13 protein-coding genes are annotated in these 13,878 nt (G+C 69.4%); all 13 read right to left on the bottom strand.

Features of this window, described 5'->3' with window-relative positions; all coding sequences use genetic code 11:
* Position 1: 1 nt before the first annotated feature.
* Genes BW990_RS14930 through BW990_RS14990 form a run of 13 tightly spaced genes read right to left on the bottom strand, consistent with a single transcriptional unit; the run spans position 2 to position 13,876 of the window.
* Positions 2-361, bottom strand: coding sequence for a GPW/gp25 family protein (locus BW990_RS14930; RefSeq protein ID WP_076449136.1), 360 nt, complete (start codon positions 359-361; stop codon positions 2-4).
* A gap of 18 nt (positions 362-379) precedes the next feature.
* Entirely contained in the window at positions 380-709 is a 330-nt protein-coding gene (locus BW990_RS14935) for a hypothetical protein (RefSeq protein ID WP_076449137.1), read from the bottom strand.
* On the bottom strand, positions 709-1,206 hold the full coding sequence (locus tag BW990_RS14940) for a phage baseplate assembly protein V (protein WP_076449138.1): 498 nt from the start codon (positions 1,204-1,206) through the stop codon (positions 709-711). The genes BW990_RS14935 and BW990_RS14940 overlap by 1 nt, the downstream gene beginning before the upstream one ends.
* Positions 1,203-2,345 carry a hypothetical protein gene (locus BW990_RS14945; protein ID WP_076449139.1) on the bottom strand — a complete coding sequence of 381 codons (1,143 nt, stop codon included), beginning with the start codon at positions 2,343-2,345 and terminating at the stop codon, positions 1,203-1,205. Before BW990_RS14945 ends, BW990_RS14940 begins: the two co-directional genes overlap by 4 nt.
* A 6-nt stretch (positions 2,346-2,351) precedes the next feature.
* Positions 2,352-2,699, bottom strand: coding sequence for a tail protein X (locus tag BW990_RS14950; RefSeq protein WP_076449140.1), 348 nt, complete (start codon positions 2,697-2,699; stop codon positions 2,352-2,354).
* A gap of 14 nt (positions 2,700-2,713) precedes the next feature.
* Positions 2,714-3,364 carry a CIS tube protein gene (locus BW990_RS14955; RefSeq protein ID WP_076449141.1) on the bottom strand — a complete coding sequence of 217 codons (651 nt, stop codon included), beginning with the start codon at positions 3,362-3,364 and terminating at the stop codon, positions 2,714-2,716.
* Between the two features lies 1 nt (position 3,365).
* The gene (locus BW990_RS14960) at positions 3,366-8,540 is read right to left on the bottom strand and encodes an eCIS core domain-containing protein (protein ID WP_076449142.1); all 5,175 of its coding nucleotides are present in this window, start codon (positions 8,538-8,540) and stop codon (positions 3,366-3,368) included.
* On the bottom strand, positions 8,537-8,785 hold the full coding sequence (locus BW990_RS14965; protein WP_076449143.1) for a hypothetical protein: 249 nt from the start codon (positions 8,783-8,785) through the stop codon (positions 8,537-8,539). The genes BW990_RS14960 and BW990_RS14965 overlap by 4 nt, the downstream gene beginning before the upstream one ends.
* On the bottom strand, positions 8,782-10,605 hold the full coding sequence (locus tag BW990_RS14970; RefSeq protein ID WP_076449145.1) for an ATP-binding protein: 1,824 nt from the start codon (positions 10,603-10,605) through the stop codon (positions 8,782-8,784). The genes BW990_RS14965 and BW990_RS14970 overlap by 4 nt, the downstream gene beginning before the upstream one ends.
* A complete protein-coding gene (locus BW990_RS14975) occupies positions 10,602-11,915 on the bottom strand; it encodes a Pvc16 family protein (RefSeq protein ID WP_076449146.1) in 1,314 nt (437 codons plus the stop codon). Before BW990_RS14975 ends, BW990_RS14970 begins: the two co-directional genes overlap by 4 nt.
* The gene (locus BW990_RS22135) at positions 11,915-12,691 is read right to left on the bottom strand and encodes a hypothetical protein (RefSeq protein WP_200798056.1); all 777 of its coding nucleotides are present in this window, start codon (positions 12,689-12,691) and stop codon (positions 11,915-11,917) included. Before BW990_RS22135 ends, BW990_RS14975 begins: the two co-directional genes overlap by 1 nt.
* The gene (locus tag BW990_RS21520) at positions 12,688-13,344 is read right to left on the bottom strand and encodes a hypothetical protein (protein WP_076449149.1); all 657 of its coding nucleotides are present in this window, start codon (positions 13,342-13,344) and stop codon (positions 12,688-12,690) included. The genes BW990_RS22135 and BW990_RS21520 overlap by 4 nt, the downstream gene beginning before the upstream one ends.
* 4 nt (positions 13,345-13,348) lie before the next feature.
* Positions 13,349-13,876: a phage tail protein gene (locus tag BW990_RS14990; protein ID WP_076449151.1), complete on the bottom strand. Its 528-nt coding sequence runs from the start codon at positions 13,874-13,876 to the stop codon at positions 13,349-13,351.
* Positions 13,877-13,878 lie beyond the last annotated feature (2 nt).

Here is a 13,878-nt window from a genome sequence, read left to right on the forward strand (position 1 = left end):
CCTAGACCTCCCGCGAGAAGGTGTCTGTGACGCGCTCGTCCTCGCCGGTGACCACATAGGTGAGCGTGATGTTGAGCTGACCCTCGTCGCGCGCCACCTCCAGCGCCTCGATGCTGACCACGTTGCTCAGATGCTGCTGGATCGCCGACTGGATGAGGAATTCGGCGGCGGTCTCCAGCGCCTCGTTATTGGCATCGAAGAGCATCTCGTGGATGCCCGAGCCGAAGCCCGGTCGCATCACCCGCTCGCCGGGCGCGGTGAAGAGCACCGCCTCGATCATGTCGCGCACATGGGCCTGACGGTCCTCGGTGGTCGCCGTCCGTCCGGTGCCGTCGATCCGGAATGGCTGCGAGAGATACATGACCGGGCCCTCCTTTCGCTATTGCCCGCGCACGCGGGTCTGCTGCATGACCACCTGCGGGGTGCCCTGCACGCCGAGCGGGCCGTTGCAGATCCCTTGCGAGGTCGAGAGGAGCGCCGGCTGTCCCTCGATGCGCAGCCGCGTCGCGGGCGTGGTCCATTGCACGATCGTGCAGGGTTTCGGCGCGGGCTCCGGCGTGGTGAACGGGCATCCGGCGATCATGTAGGTATGGGCCATCGTCGTGGCCGGCTGGCCGCCCAGCTTCACCCGCAGCGAGGCGGTCGTGGGATTGGCCTGCCCGGCATGGCTGCACATGACCTGCGCCCCCTGATGCAGAAGAAAGCTCATCACACCACCTCCAGCGCGCCGTTGTTGACGCTGACCTGCGGGCCCGAAAGCTCGATCCTGGCGCCGCTCGAGGTCTCCAGCGTGATGCCCTGCGCGGTGATCGTGATCCGGTGGCCCGCTGGCGTCTCGATGGTCACCGGCGCCGCCGGGTTCGCCTCGTCGAGGGTGACGGTCGCACCGGGCGTCTTGATGAGCTTGGTGAGCGGCAGGTTGCCCGGGCATTCGCCCTCGCCCCAGAAACAACCCGCCCAGATCGGGCTGTTGATGTCGCCCGCCTCGAACTCGACCCAGATATTGGCGCCCACCGGCGGCATGAGGAACAGACCCTGGTCGGGCCCCGCATAGGGCACCGAGGGCATCGCCCAGTTCAGCGTGTTGGTGCCGTAGACCGAGGGCACCTGAACCTGCAGCCGCCCCTTCCGGTTCGGATCGATATTGTTCACGACGGTGCCGCGATACTTGCCGAAAAAGCCGCGGATGGTGGATTGGTCGGTCATGGCAACACCACGGGAACGTTGGTGCCCGTTCCCTCCCGGTTGAGGGTGAAGGATTGCAGCCACGCGCCGCGGCTGATCTTGTGCACCACGCTCTGGACGTAATAGAGCCCGTCATGATCGAGCCCGGCCCCGCGCATGCCCACGAGGCCGCGGGTCTGCAGCACGGCGCCGTAGCGCCCGGTATCGAGATCGCCCTTGACCGTCACGACATCCGTCGTCGCATCCGATTGCGACTGCGCCTCGCCCACGGCCTGCGCCGCGCTCTGCGCGCCGCTGGCGCGGAAGAGGTTGCGCCGGATCACCCCGGCATTGGCCAGCGCCGGGACCTGCGCCAACGGCGGCCGCTGCGGCGCCACCGATTGCACCGGAACCGACTGGCCGCTCTGCCGGTCCTGCACCTGGCCCGCCACGTTCGCGGCCTCCGACGCGGCGTTCTCGAAGCTCAGCCCGGACACGTTGTTCTCGGGGCCCATATCGGTGGTGATGGCGCGCTGCGGAACGCCGATCCGGGGCTTCGGCCCCCAATAGGCGACCGAGGTCAAGGGCGCGGGCCCCGGGATCAGCGTGAAGATGCTGTCATGGGCTTCCGCGAGCTCGCTCAGATAGGCGTAATCGGTGCCGCGCTGCATCGGCACGCGGTCGATCGGGTTGGGGCGTTCGGCGGCGCTGGGCGGGATCACCAGGGGGACCACCCCGAGCCGGGCATAGCCCAGAAGCACCAGCGCCGCGATCTCGCCCGGGCCCTGCGCCGGATGCGCCACCTCGCGTTCCTCGCGGTCCATGGCGAAGGTCAGGTCCTTGCCCCGCACATGCAGCATCGCCGGGCCATCGCCCTCGGACGGCTTGAACTCGGCGGTCTCGACGATCCCGTCCATCAGCACTTCGGGGCGGATGCCGATCACCGATGTCAGCACCACCCGCGCGCCCGCCTTCAGCGCGGGCTCCACCATCACCGGGAAGACGCCGGCCAGGGCGGGGGACCGCACCGCGCTGAAGACCAACTCGAAACCCGACCGCTCGCTGTCGGAAATGGCGATCTCGGCGGAGACGAACTGCTCCATGATCGGCAGTGGCAGCGGGCGCGGCACGCCCTGCCCCGCCATGACCGAAAACCCTGCGCCGAGTAGATCATCGAGCATGTCGTATCACTCCCCCGGCTCGATCTGCGACAGCCTGAGCTTGCGCACCGCTCGCATCTCCGCGCGGCGCGGCGTGACCTCGGGGATCGCGCCCTCGGTGGGGCGCGGCGTGTCGGCCAGCGTCAGCGGATCGGGATCGGGATTGGCATCCATCACCCGCCAGAAAAGGCGCGCATCGCCATAGGCACGCTCTGCCACGAGGTCGAGCCGGTCGCCGTCCTGCACGCGGATTTCAGCGATAATGCTCTGGTTTTCAGGGATTTTCCGCCGGGCCACATAGCTGATCTCGCGCCCGTCGGCGTCGATATAGGTCTTGATGGGCCGATTGACGTAGCGGCTGGATCTGTCGAACATGACGGCGTCTCCTCCTACAGGATCGCGATATCGGAGCCGAGCACGCGGCCCAGCGAATTGACCTGCCCGACCGCCGCCATCGTCTCCTTGACGATCTGGTGGCTGAGGAACATCGCGTAGCCCGGATGGCTGATCTGCAGGTCGGAAGTGCTGAGAACCGCGAGGTCCATCGCCACCTTGGCCCGGATCGGGTTCAGGTTCGGATCGAAGGCTTCCTCGGTGATGTTCAGGCTCGAGATCCTGACAGGCAGGATCCGCGACCTGCCCCAGACGAAGACGGTGAAGAGCGCCTTGGGGGGCAGGACCTCGACCCGGCCCGCCGCCATCATGACGCTGTTCGCGATGACCGTGGCCGACAAGGGATAGATCAGCGTCTCGAACTGCGCGAGCCGCGCATGCAAGCCGATGGTGCGCGCAGTGGCATCGTCGCGTTCCAGATCGTCGGTCGCATCGAGCACCGTCTCGATCTTGTAGGTCTCCTTCGGCGCCCCGGCGAGGCGGAAGGTCTCGGTGCCGCCCTCGCTTTCGGCGAGATTGGCCTCGACGGTGCGGCTCATGGTGTCGGGATTGATCTGGAACGGGATCACCGCCGGGATCGGCACCGGCAGGCGGAACGCGACGATGGCGGCTTTCAACAGGCGCGGGGAGCGGGAATATCCGGTCATGTCATGTGGTCCTCACCGTGTTGATATTGTTTGAAAGCTCTTGGTAGACGGTCTCGAATTCACTCGCGTACCGTGTCTTCAGCGTGCCGTAATCCACCGCGCCGCTGCCGGTCTTCGAGGCGAAATACTCGAAGTAGAACCGCCCGCCCTGCGCGCGGGGGCTGCGTTCTCCGCGCCAGATCGTCTCGCGGTAGAAGCTCAGGATACCGGTGCCGATCTCGTCCACCTCGCGGAAGAGCACCGTGCCGTCGGTCAGTTCCTTCTGAACGATTTCGGTCGTCAGCCTGGTGTTCCAGGTGCCATGACCGCCCTCCTGTCCGTGGATCTCGGTGCTTTGCGCACCGCCGCTGACCCGCGCGGAAATGGCGCCGGGATGGCCTTGCAGAATGCCCACCTCATCGCCTTCATGCGGACCGCCCGGCGGATACCAGGCGAAGCGTTCCTCATCCGGCAGATCGGACATCGGCGTGTCCGCATATTCCGCGCTTTCGCGGTGTTCCGGCGCCTTGTAGGTGATCGTCACCTCCTGCGCAGGAAATCCCGCGCCCGGGCGGAAGATCAGCTTCGACGTGGGCGTGCGGACCTCGTGCTGGAACTGGATGAGTTCGAACGCCCCGGCCGCTTCGTCGAGGTTTCCGCCCGCAGCCCGGTTCGCCGCGGTCTCCACGATGGTATTGGCCAGCGTCGAGGGGATCCATTCGTGCTGGCGGCCCCTTGCGCCGCGCACCGCTTGTGCCATCCGCTCGCGGTTTTTCTGACCCCGCTTGGAACCGGATTGACCGGCGGCATCTATGCCCACGAAGAACGTGATGGGCTTGTCGTCGCCGGTGGTGTCGCCTTCGACATTGGCGTCATCCTCGTGGGCGTATTTCCCCCATGCCTGGTTGGCGATCTCGGTCTGGAACGTGGTCAGCGTCTGCAGCGACTCGTAATAGGTGCCGGTCACCTTTTTGAACGCCTTGTCGTATTCGAGGCCGGTCCTCTCAGCCGCGAGGGTCTCGACGATGCTTCTGACCGCGTTCACCGCATTCGCGCCGACATCGCTTTCGCCGTCGAGCACCGCCACGAGCAGACTGCGCCGATGCGCGGGCGTGTTGAGCGCGGGCGTGAGCTTGCGGTCGAGGAACTGCGTGATGGCCTCTTCGGTCGGCGCCTCGCCGCGCGCGGCCTCCAGGATAGCCCCGACCGCGCTTCGGTATCCCGCCTCGTCGGCGCGCTGGATGATCCCGCCCGTGCCGCCTTCCCGCCGGGCGGCGGGGGTCAGCCAGGCGCCGGGCAATGCCGTCTCTCCGGCGATCCTCGCGCGGGCCTCGGGCCAGTCGAGCAGCGCGTAGTCGCGGGCATTCAGGTTCGGCAGCACGTTGCGCGTCAGTTGTTCGGCGACCGTCGGATGGACGTGGTCCCGGATGGCCTCGGCGTATTTCTCGGCCAGATCCGGTTCCGGGTCGATCCCGAAGAACTCCAGCACCTGCTCGAGCGCGCTCTTGGTGTCCTCGGCCTGAGCCGCGACTTCCTGGACGTCAGACTGTGCCTCGGTTTGCTCCTGCGGCGTGGCATTCTCCTCGCCGGCCTCGTTCAGGCTGTCTTCGGCCTCTTCCGCCTCCGCGTCGAGAAGGCCCTCTTCCTCCTTGGCGCGGTCGACGAGCCGTTGCAGATCGGTGCGCTTCTGGCTGCGCACCTCGCCCTGCCACGCGTTTTCCTCGGCCACGGCGTCGAACGGCGCGCCCATCCGGGTGTCGAGCCATGTCGCAAGCGGCATGGGCGTCGAGCGGATCATCGGCACGACCGTTTCGCCCTGATCGGCGATGGACAGCGTATGGCTCTCGCCCCCGCCCCGCACCGCGACGGGCCGCATGATCTCGCCCGGGGCCTCGCCATCGGGCGCTGCGCCCTCCGCGCCTGCGCCCCCGCCCCTTCCGGTGAACCGCGCCACGACGCGCTGGATCAGACTGACGATGGCATCCTCGATGGCCTGGCGCACATCGGCAATGATGCGCTGCACCCGTCCCGCCACGTTGCCGAGGCCGAGCAGCCGCGCCAGAAGGTCGATCGCAACCGGCAGAAGCCGCGCCAGCACCCGCTCGACGCCCTGCATCGCGGGATCGAGCACGCCGGTCGCGATCTCCCACATCGTGTTGATGATGGTCTCGGCGACGGCGAAGATGCGCGCCAGCTGATCCTTCAGGAACATGACGAAATTCCAGATCGTCAGCACCAGCTTGATCAGCGCCCCGACCGGGTTGAAAAGGCTCACGAGCCAGGTGATCGCGGCCATCACGATGCGCTCGACGAGGAATGTCTTGATCTGGTCCAGCACGGTGTCCTTGAGGCGGCCCAGATCCTCCTGGATCTTCTCCCAGAGTGCGGACCAGCCGCCGGTGATCAGCTCCGTCGCGTAGGAGATGAAGAACTCGATCTTCTCCACGGCGGCCTCGCCCAGAATGCGCACCGCCACCCGCCGCATCATGTCCACGGTCAGGCCGAGGATTTGTCGGGCGAGATCGAGCAGCCCCCAAAGATCCCAGCGCTCCGGCATGGTGATGCCGCCGCCGAGCGCGCCCGTCAGCCAGGAGATGATGCCCGCCTGCAGATGGGTCAGGAAATTGTCGGCGAACCGGCCGATGCCGCCGGTCACGGAATCGACGAGGTTCGACAGGAAGCCCAGCGGATCGTCGATGATCAGGTCGAGCGATTCCTCCACCCGCGCGATGATCTCGTAAAAGGCGGCGGGCTGGATGCCGAGGGCGTAGAGGATGGGCTCCAGCACCAGCTTGGCGAGCGCCGCCCAATCGCCGGTCAGCGCGGCCCGCGCGATGGCCAGCGCGGCATTCACCGCCGCCTGGTAGGCCGCGAGGATGGCGTCGATGCCGGCGGCCAGCGCGTCGAGCAGGTTGGCGATGCCGGCCTTCAGCCCCTCGGCCACCACGTCGACGGCGGCCTGGGCCAGCTCGACAGCGCCGTCGATGGCGTTGTTGAGCGCCTCGGCCACTTCCGGGAAATGTTCCGCCAGCAGCGCGTTCACCGCCGATTTCAGCGCCTCGCCGAAGGTTTCGATGGCCGATTTGATGGCGTTGGCGGCAGCGTCGATCAGGGTCAGCGCGGCCTCCTTGACCGCGTCGATGATGTCCTTCACCGCCGAGCGGACCGCGTCGAAAATGTCGTTGATGAGGCTGGTCAGCTTGTCGAACTGCTCCGCCACCCAATCGGTCGCCCGGTCCCACCAGCTCTGGTCCTCGGCCTTGTCCTCGGACTTGCGGCGTTCCTCGTCGGCCTTGCGGTTGCCTTCGGCGAGCTCGTCGTCCGCGCGCGTTTCCGCATCGTCGAAGGAGGTCGCGACCTCTGTCTCGGTCTCCGTGACCTTGTCCTCGATCTTGCCCTCGGCCTCGACGCGGTCCAGCTCGGCCTGGGTTTCCATGTCCGCCACGTGACCGGCCTGGTCATCCACCGCCTGCTGCCGGGCGTCCTGGATGTCCTGCCGCCGGGCGCGGATCTCGTCGCGCTGATCCGCATCGGCCTCGGCGTTCAGCCGGTCGCGATCCGCCTCGGCCTGGGCCACCTTCTCGTCGCGCCCGCTGTCGCGGTCGGCCACGGCCACGTCCATTTCCTCGCGGGCCGCGGTCAGGTTCGACCTCATCGCCTCGTCGTGGTGCTGATCGAAAAGCGCCACCACGTCGGCGTCGAGCGGCTTCTGGTTGAACGCCTCGGCCCCTTCGACGGGCGCGGCATCGGTGGCGATCTCGGGCGCGGCGCGCGCATCGAGCGCGAAGGCCTCGTGCATTTCCTGCAGCTGGGCCTGCTCCGGGCCGGGGCCGTCGAGGACGCCCTGCGTGGCCTCCTCGCGCTTCAGCCGCGCCTCGTCCTTGGCGGCCCCGTCCTGCGTCGCCACCCGCTCGGGGTCGGTGTCGCCCTCCAGAGGCACATCGGGCCGGGCGCCCGCCGAGGTGTCCACCTCGTCGTCGCGCGTGCTGACCCGGTCGAAGGCCTGCCCGAGACCACCCGCATCGCCGAAGCCGAAGAAATTGGCGAGGATCGAGCGGATGTTGTCGTTCAGCTCCGCCGCGCCGGGATCGGGCGTGGGATCCACCGCCGGTTCGGGCGCGGGCGCGGGCGTGCCATCCTCGAGCACCGCCTCGGTGCCGCCGGGTGGGGCCACCGGCGCGGGCGCCTCGAGGTCGTCCTCGCCGCTCATCTCGGCATCGAAATCCGGCATCGCCGCGTCGAAACCGGCCTGCTCCTCGGCGCTCAGCCGTTCGGTCTCGCTGTCGAGGCTCGCCTGCTTCATCGCCTTGACCGAGGGCGGCGCCTCCTGCAGCGCGCCCATCAGCGCATCCGCATCCTCCGCGGCGTCGAAGGCCGCCTCGGCTTCGGCCTGCGCCGCCGCGGCGGCCTCCTCGTCGATCTCGATCTCCGGCTCGGGCGGCAATTCGAAGGTCGGAACCGGGTTCTCCTCCACGTCCGCGCCGAGATCCGGCGCCGCGATCCCGCCGGCCTCGCCCGCCTCTCCGGCTTCGGCGTTCGTCTCGACATCCGCGCCCTCCCCCTCGGCCGACCCCTGTTCGGCCTCGGGCGCGCTCTCCGCCGCATCCGGCGCGGACTCCCGGAACTCCGCCGCGGCCTCTTCCGACGGTTGGGCCACGAGCTCCGCCTCGGACACGCCGTCGGGCATGCGATAGGCCACGTCCTGAGGCCCGAGCCCGGTTCGAACCTCCGGCACCGGCACGCCCCGGGCCAGATGCCGCTCCGCCCGCGCCGCCTCCACTTCCGCGCCCGTGCGATCCACCGGCTGGCCGTCGCGCGCTTGCAGCACATGGGTCAACTCATGCGCGACCACGTCCGGGCCGGCCGCTTCGCGCAGGAAGATCACGTCGCCATGGGTCGCGGCATCGGCCCCCTCGGCATCCAGCGCCGCGTCCACATCCGGGCCCTGCGCCGCGCGGGCAAAACCCAGATCGGTGCCGAAGAGGCCCTCCATCTCGGAGCGGAAAGGCACCGGGCCAAAGGCGAGGTCCGCAGCCGCGCGCATCTTCTCGAGCGGCAGATGATCCGGCAGCGCCTCCGCCCGGTTCCGGTCGGCCTCGGTATTGTCGACGACCACCTTCCAGCGGCGCGGCTTGGCACCCGCCTGTTCCGGCGCCTTGGACTTCGGCGCGTGGGTCCGGGCGGGGGCGCCACTCATGTCCAGAGCCTCCCGAACAGCGCCGCGGCCAGCGCCTGGCCGATGCCTTCGGGCGTCTTGCCCTCGGCGGGCAGGCTGCCGAGGTCGATCGCGCCGATATCCTCCGCCGCGACGCCCTCAGGCAATCCGTAGCGGTTCAGAAGCTCGCTCAGCCGGGCCTCGAACGCCTCCGCCGCGCGCCGGCCCTCGTCCAGCGTGAACCCATTCAGCGCAAGGCCGTCGATATGCACGACGCTCTCGGTCATCCGAAGCCCCGCAATTCGCTTTCCGACAGGGTCTTGCCGATCTTGCCGTATTCCTGCCGCGCCGCGCGCTTCAGATGCGCCATGGTGACCGGGCCGCCCGCCTCGGCGGCAAGGAACGCGGCTGTGAGCGCGATGGAGCGGATGAAGCCGCCCGAGATCGCCAGCCGCGCGAGCGCCGGATAATCGAGGTCCTCACGCGGCACGGCATCGGGAAAAACCGTCTGCCAGATCCGCGCACGATGCACGGCGTCGGGAAAGGGGAAATCCACCACCGCCCGGAAGCGGCGCAGGAAGGCGTCGTCCACCGTGCCCTTGAGGTTGGTGGTGACGATGGCGACGCCGGTGAAGGCCTCGAGCCGCTGCAGCAGATGCGCGGTTTCCGAGTTCGAATGCCGGTCGAGACTGTCCTTCACGTCGCTGCTGCGCTTGGAAAACAGCGCCTCGCCCTCGTCGAAGATAAGGATCGCGCCCGAATCCTCCGCCGCATCGAAGATCCGCGAGATGTTCTTCTCGGTCTCGCCGATATATTTGGAGATCATCGACGACAGGTCGACGCGGTAGAGCCCGAGCGCACCGCGCGCCCCGCCCAGATCGCGCGCGAGGATCTCGGCGGCCATGGTCTTGCCGGTCCCGCTGGCCCCGGAAAACAGCGCCGAAAGGCCGAGCCCCCGGCTCGACTTGCCGCGGAACCCCCAATCATCCAGCACCGTGTCGCGATGCACCCGGTAGGCTGCCAGCTGGTGCAGCTGCCGCATCTGGCCCTCCGGCAGGATCAGATCGTCCCATGTGGCCTGCGGCTGGATGCGTTCCGCGAGCCCCTCGAGCGCGCGTTCCGCGCGGCTGCGCGCCAGTGTCCAGATGTCGGGCGCAAAGGCCATCCCGTGCGTCGCCTCGATATCCGCGCGGTCGACGGGCGACAGCCGGAAGGGCTCGTCGGCGGGCCGTGCTATCGGCGCGGGCCGGAAGGCGGCGACCGGGCGATGGGTTCGCGGCGGCGCGCTGCCCCACAGGAAAAGCGGCGCGCTGGTCCGGTCGGCGATCAGCCCGCCCTCGGGCGTCGCGGGCAGCAGGACCGCGCCCTCGAGCAGCACCAGATCCCGGTTCAGCCGCTCCGCGGCCTCCGCGGGACCAAGACCCGCGGGCAGAAGCGCGGGGTCGAGCGCATAGCAATGCAGGCCCAGCATCGCCGCCGCATCCGCCGCAAGCCCGCGTGCCTCGACCGGATCGTCGGTCTGGATGCAAAGGATCGGCCGCTGCGCCCAATCGCGCGCCTTGGGCACGGCACGGGCCAGCGTCGCGGCGTCCTGCCGCCCCTCCGGAGACAGGAGCGACATCGCGGGACGCAAGGCCGCGTCGGGCTCCCCCCCGCCCCAGAGATAGGCCGTCACCGCGTCGGGCAGAACGAGCGCGCGCTGCGCAAAGCCAGAGCCCGGCTCCAGCGCGATCAGGCTGGCGCCGCGCAACCGCCCGGTGGAGAAAAGCTCGGGCGCTACTTCAGGCCCGAGCACCATCTGGACCAGCGCGGGCGTCGCCCGGCCCTTCTGCGACAGCGGATGGCCTGCAAGCGCCGTCGCGGCCTCGGGGCCAAGCTCGGGTGCGGCCACCAGCGCGAAGATATCGACCTGCCGCTCGCTCAACCCGAACCGCTCGATCAGCGCCGCAAGCGCCACGGGCCCCAGCGCGCCGAGGCCCGCCAAAGCGCCCCGGAGCGCAGGCGCCGTCCCCTGCCCGGCCCCGAGCAGCGCCAGACAATGCCCGGCCAGCGCCTGCAGCGCGCGGGCCTGGATGGCCGCCGCCGATATCGCCTCGTGCCGGGTCACGGGCCCAGATCGACGACGGGCGAGTCGAAACCCGAAGGCCCGAGACCAAGCTGGCTGGCCGCGCCGTCGATCTCGACCCGTATGAGGTATACCGCAGCCGGAACCCCGGCGAGGTCGGCAACCACCTGCGTTCCGGTCGCCGCCACCCGGCGGCAGCGGACCGAAAACGCGGGCTCCGGCGCGCCGGGCACAGGATTGAACAGCAGCGCCGCGACCTGATCGGTCAGAACCGGATGCGCGAGATCGACGGTCACCGTGCCGGTGAAGGTGCCGTTCGTCACGCTGCCCGATGGCGTTGCCGTGGTCATCACGGGGGCAATCGGGAAGGCCAGCGCGTTCGACATCTCCCAGACCCGGATATCGCCGTTTCCGGGATCGAAAAGATGCTCCACGCTGAGTGCCGCGAAGCCCGCGGGCACGTCGGCGGGCAGCGCCACGTCGATGCGCGTGTTGCGCAGATCGGCCGCCGCGACCGCCAGTTCGCGCAGGCCCAGCATCACCCGCATGTTCTCGGAAACGAGCGCGGTGCCTTCCATCGCCACGACGCCGCCCGCGAGGATCGGGGCCACCGGGTCCGGCAGGCTGCCCGCCCCGCCCGGCAGCGCGCGGATCCGCGTCACCCGCGGCGCGCGCAGCGGCGCCACGCGGCCCCCTATGCTCAGGACCGGCAGGGAGGATCGGACCGGCGTGCGGTTTTCGATCAGCACGCAATTCACCTGGTAGAAGGCCGATGCGCGCAGGGCGGAGGAAAAGCTCGACCAGATGTTGCTCAGCACTTCCACGCGCCGCTGCGGATCGGGGTCGAGACTGGCCGGCGTGATCCGGATCTGCTCGAACTGGTCGGCCAGATCGGTGGCCGCGAGGAACCGGCGCGCGGGCGGCAGGATGTCGGCATCGACCGGCGCCGTGCCGCCCAGGGCCTCCCGGATCGCCTCGCGCGTGAGAACCGGCGTCTCGTGCAGAAGCTGCATACCGTATCCGAGCAGGATTTCCGAACTCAGCTCGTCCGCGCCGGTGGCGGTCAGCACGTAATGCAGATCGAGCGCGAGAAACGGCCCGTCGATCCGCGCGCCATCGGCGCTGCGCGCGGGCAGCCGTTCGTTGGACCAGGCCGGATTGCGCGTGGCGTTCCACATGTAGATGTTGAGCCGGTTGATCTGATCCGCATCGTCTTCGGGTTCCAGCGCGTCGACCGGGCGCGAGGACACGGTGAATTGCCCGATCTGATCGACATTGTTGTTGATCAGCCCCTCGTTGAGGAGGTCTCTGAGAACGGCGGTGACGCCGGCGATGGCGAGGGCGTTGGCCATCAGCGTTTCTTCCAGCCAAGGTAATCGGTCAGCCCGCCGGACCGGGGCGCGGCGCGGGCCACGGGCGCGCGGGCCGGTGCGGCGGGGGCCGGCGGCGGTGGTGCGGGCCGTTCGGGCGGCGGCGCGGTCACCTCGACCTTGCCGATCCGCACGCTGACCGTTGGTTTCTGTGGCGCGGGCATGGCATCCGCCCGGTCGTTCGGGCCGTCCACGGCCCTGCGCGCCTCGATCATCGGGGGTGCGGGTGGTGGCCCGTCTGGTGCAGGCACGGACCGGGTTTCAATGACGTGGCGCTCGGTCTCGTGGATGGTCACGCGCTCAGAGGGACGCGCGGCCTCGGGGCCATGGTCCGTCCGGTCGATGTGCCGTTCGACCTCCGGCGGCGCCGGAGGTTCGGGCGGCGTCGCGCGTCGGGTCTCGGCCTGTTCCGACGGTGGTGCGGGTTCTTGGGGACGGGCCGGCGCCTCAGAACTCCGAAAGGGCCCTGACACCGGTCGGTCCACGTCCGCCCCCCGTGCCCGCCCAGGCTCAGTGGGATCCACCGGCCCCGTAGCCCGCGACCGCGCCTCCGGCCGGACGGGATCGCCCCCCGCGCTGCGGCTCTGACGGGTGGAGGGCGCGGGCGGTGCCGGTGGCTCCGCGCGCCGCTCGGCGGATTCCTCGCGCAGACCCTCGTCGCCGGGCGCCTCCTCGAACCGGCCCTGGGCCCGGGGCAGGATCGCCGGGCGCGTCGTCGCCGAAAACCGGTCGGCGATGCGATCGAAAAGCCCGCTCATCGCTCCAGCGCCTCGAGATAGAGGCCCCGGCGCAGCGCGGACATCGCGAGGATGTCCGCCTCGCGCCAGCCATAGCCCCGCGCGAGTGCGACGACATCCGCCACGACGCGCCGCGCCGCCGCCTCGAACTCGCCCCAGACGAAGGCCAGGGCATCGAAGGCGGGCGTGGCCTGGGCGCCGCAAGCCTCGCAGCGGAACCCCAGCGTCATGGCAAGCGCCGGATCGGCCTCCTCGATGCGGGCCTCCGCCGCCGCCCGGAAGGCCGGATCGTCCCAGGGCGCCTCCGGTGCCAGCGCCACGAGGTCGAGCCCCGCGCGCGTCACGTGGCGCAGGGTCGGAAGACGCACCGCGATGTCGCGCCCGGCATGGGTCACGGTCACCTCCGAGACCGCGCGCCGCTCAGGCAGGCCGAATGCGCGCGGGATCTCGAATTCCAGCCGGGTGCCGCAGCCGGGACAGGTCGTCGTGGCCTCCGCCGCAGTGTCGAGAAGCGTTCCGCGCAGCGCCCAGACCGCCCGGTCGAGATCGCCGATCGGCGCCTCCTCGGCCCGGTCCCCGAGGGCGGCCTTGCCCAGCAGGCGGGCCCGCTCCAGGGGACCGCCATCCTTGCCACGCTCGTAGAGCCGCAGCAGGTCTTCGCTGCCGAAGGCCACGGCCCTACACGGCAGGTTCGAGGAAGGAAATCTCGGCAGGCTCGACCGCGTCGTAATCCCGTTCCCAGCCCTCGTTCTCGATCTTGATCATCTGGATCGCCACCGCGTTGGCATTCGCGTCCAGCTCCGGCATGGCCTGGTATTCCGACACCCAGCAGCGGAAGATGCGATAGCTGAGCGCCAGCTGCCCGGCCTCGTTGTAGAGGTCGAGCACGAGGTCCTTGCGGAAATCCTGCAGGCTGACCTCGGCGCCGAGGGCCGAGCCGTAATTCCAGACCTTGTTCGCCCATTGCTCGAACTCGACGTCATGGGTCACGCCGCGTTCCAGCGTGATGCCCTCGAACATCGTGCGGCCCGGGCTTTTGCGCGGGGTCGAGGCGTCGCCCCCCTCGCGATGCTCGACGATCTCGGTCGTGCGCTTCAGCGGGCTGACCTTGGAGATGCCGGCCACGTAGCGGTTGTCCCATTTCACTCGGAACTTGAAGTTCTTGTAGGGATCGAAACGGTTCGCGTTGACGGTGAATTGTGCCATGG

Origin of the sequence: Roseivivax lentus, from assembly GCF_900156805.1 — a bacterium.
In the GTDB taxonomy this organism is placed as follows: domain Bacteria; phylum Pseudomonadota; class Alphaproteobacteria; order Rhodobacterales; family Rhodobacteraceae; genus Roseivivax; species Roseivivax lentus.

What these genes read in the sequence shown, in the direction of transcription:
- BW990_RS14965 (WP_076449143.1), bottom strand. Translation starts at nt 8,785, where the DNA reads ATGACCGAGAGCGTCGTGCATATCGACGGCCTTGCGCTGAATGGGTTC.
- BW990_RS22135 (WP_200798056.1), bottom strand. Translation starts at nt 12,691, where the DNA reads ATGAGCGGGCTTTTCGATCGCATCGCCGACCGGTTTTCGGCGACGACG.
- BW990_RS14990 (WP_076449151.1), bottom strand. Translation starts at nt 13,876, where the DNA reads ATGGCACAATTCACCGTCAACGCGAACCGTTTCGATCCCTACAAGAAC.
- BW990_RS14945 (WP_076449139.1), bottom strand. Translation starts at nt 2,345, where the DNA reads ATGCTCGATGATCTACTCGGCGCAGGGTTTTCGGTCATGGCGGGGCAG.
- BW990_RS14935 (WP_076449137.1), bottom strand. Translation starts at nt 709, where the DNA reads ATGAGCTTTCTTCTGCATCAGGGGGCGCAGGTCATGTGCAGCCATGCC.
- BW990_RS14960 (WP_076449142.1), bottom strand. Translation starts at nt 8,540, where the DNA reads ATGAGTGGCGCCCCCGCCCGGACCCACGCGCCGAAGTCCAAGGCGCCG.
- BW990_RS14940 (WP_076449138.1), bottom strand. Translation starts at nt 1,206, where the DNA reads ATGACCGACCAATCCACCATCCGCGGCTTTTTCGGCAAGTATCGCGGC.
- BW990_RS14930 (WP_076449136.1), bottom strand. Translation starts at nt 361, where the DNA reads ATGTATCTCTCGCAGCCATTCCGGATCGACGGCACCGGACGGACGGCG.
- BW990_RS14950 (WP_076449140.1), bottom strand. Translation starts at nt 2,699, where the DNA reads ATGTTCGACAGATCCAGCCGCTACGTCAATCGGCCCATCAAGACCTAT.
- BW990_RS14955 (WP_076449141.1), bottom strand. Translation starts at nt 3,364, where the DNA reads ATGACCGGATATTCCCGCTCCCCGCGCCTGTTGAAAGCCGCCATCGTC.
- BW990_RS14975 (WP_076449146.1), bottom strand. Translation starts at nt 11,915, where the DNA reads ATGGCCAACGCCCTCGCCATCGCCGGCGTCACCGCCGTTCTCAGAGAC.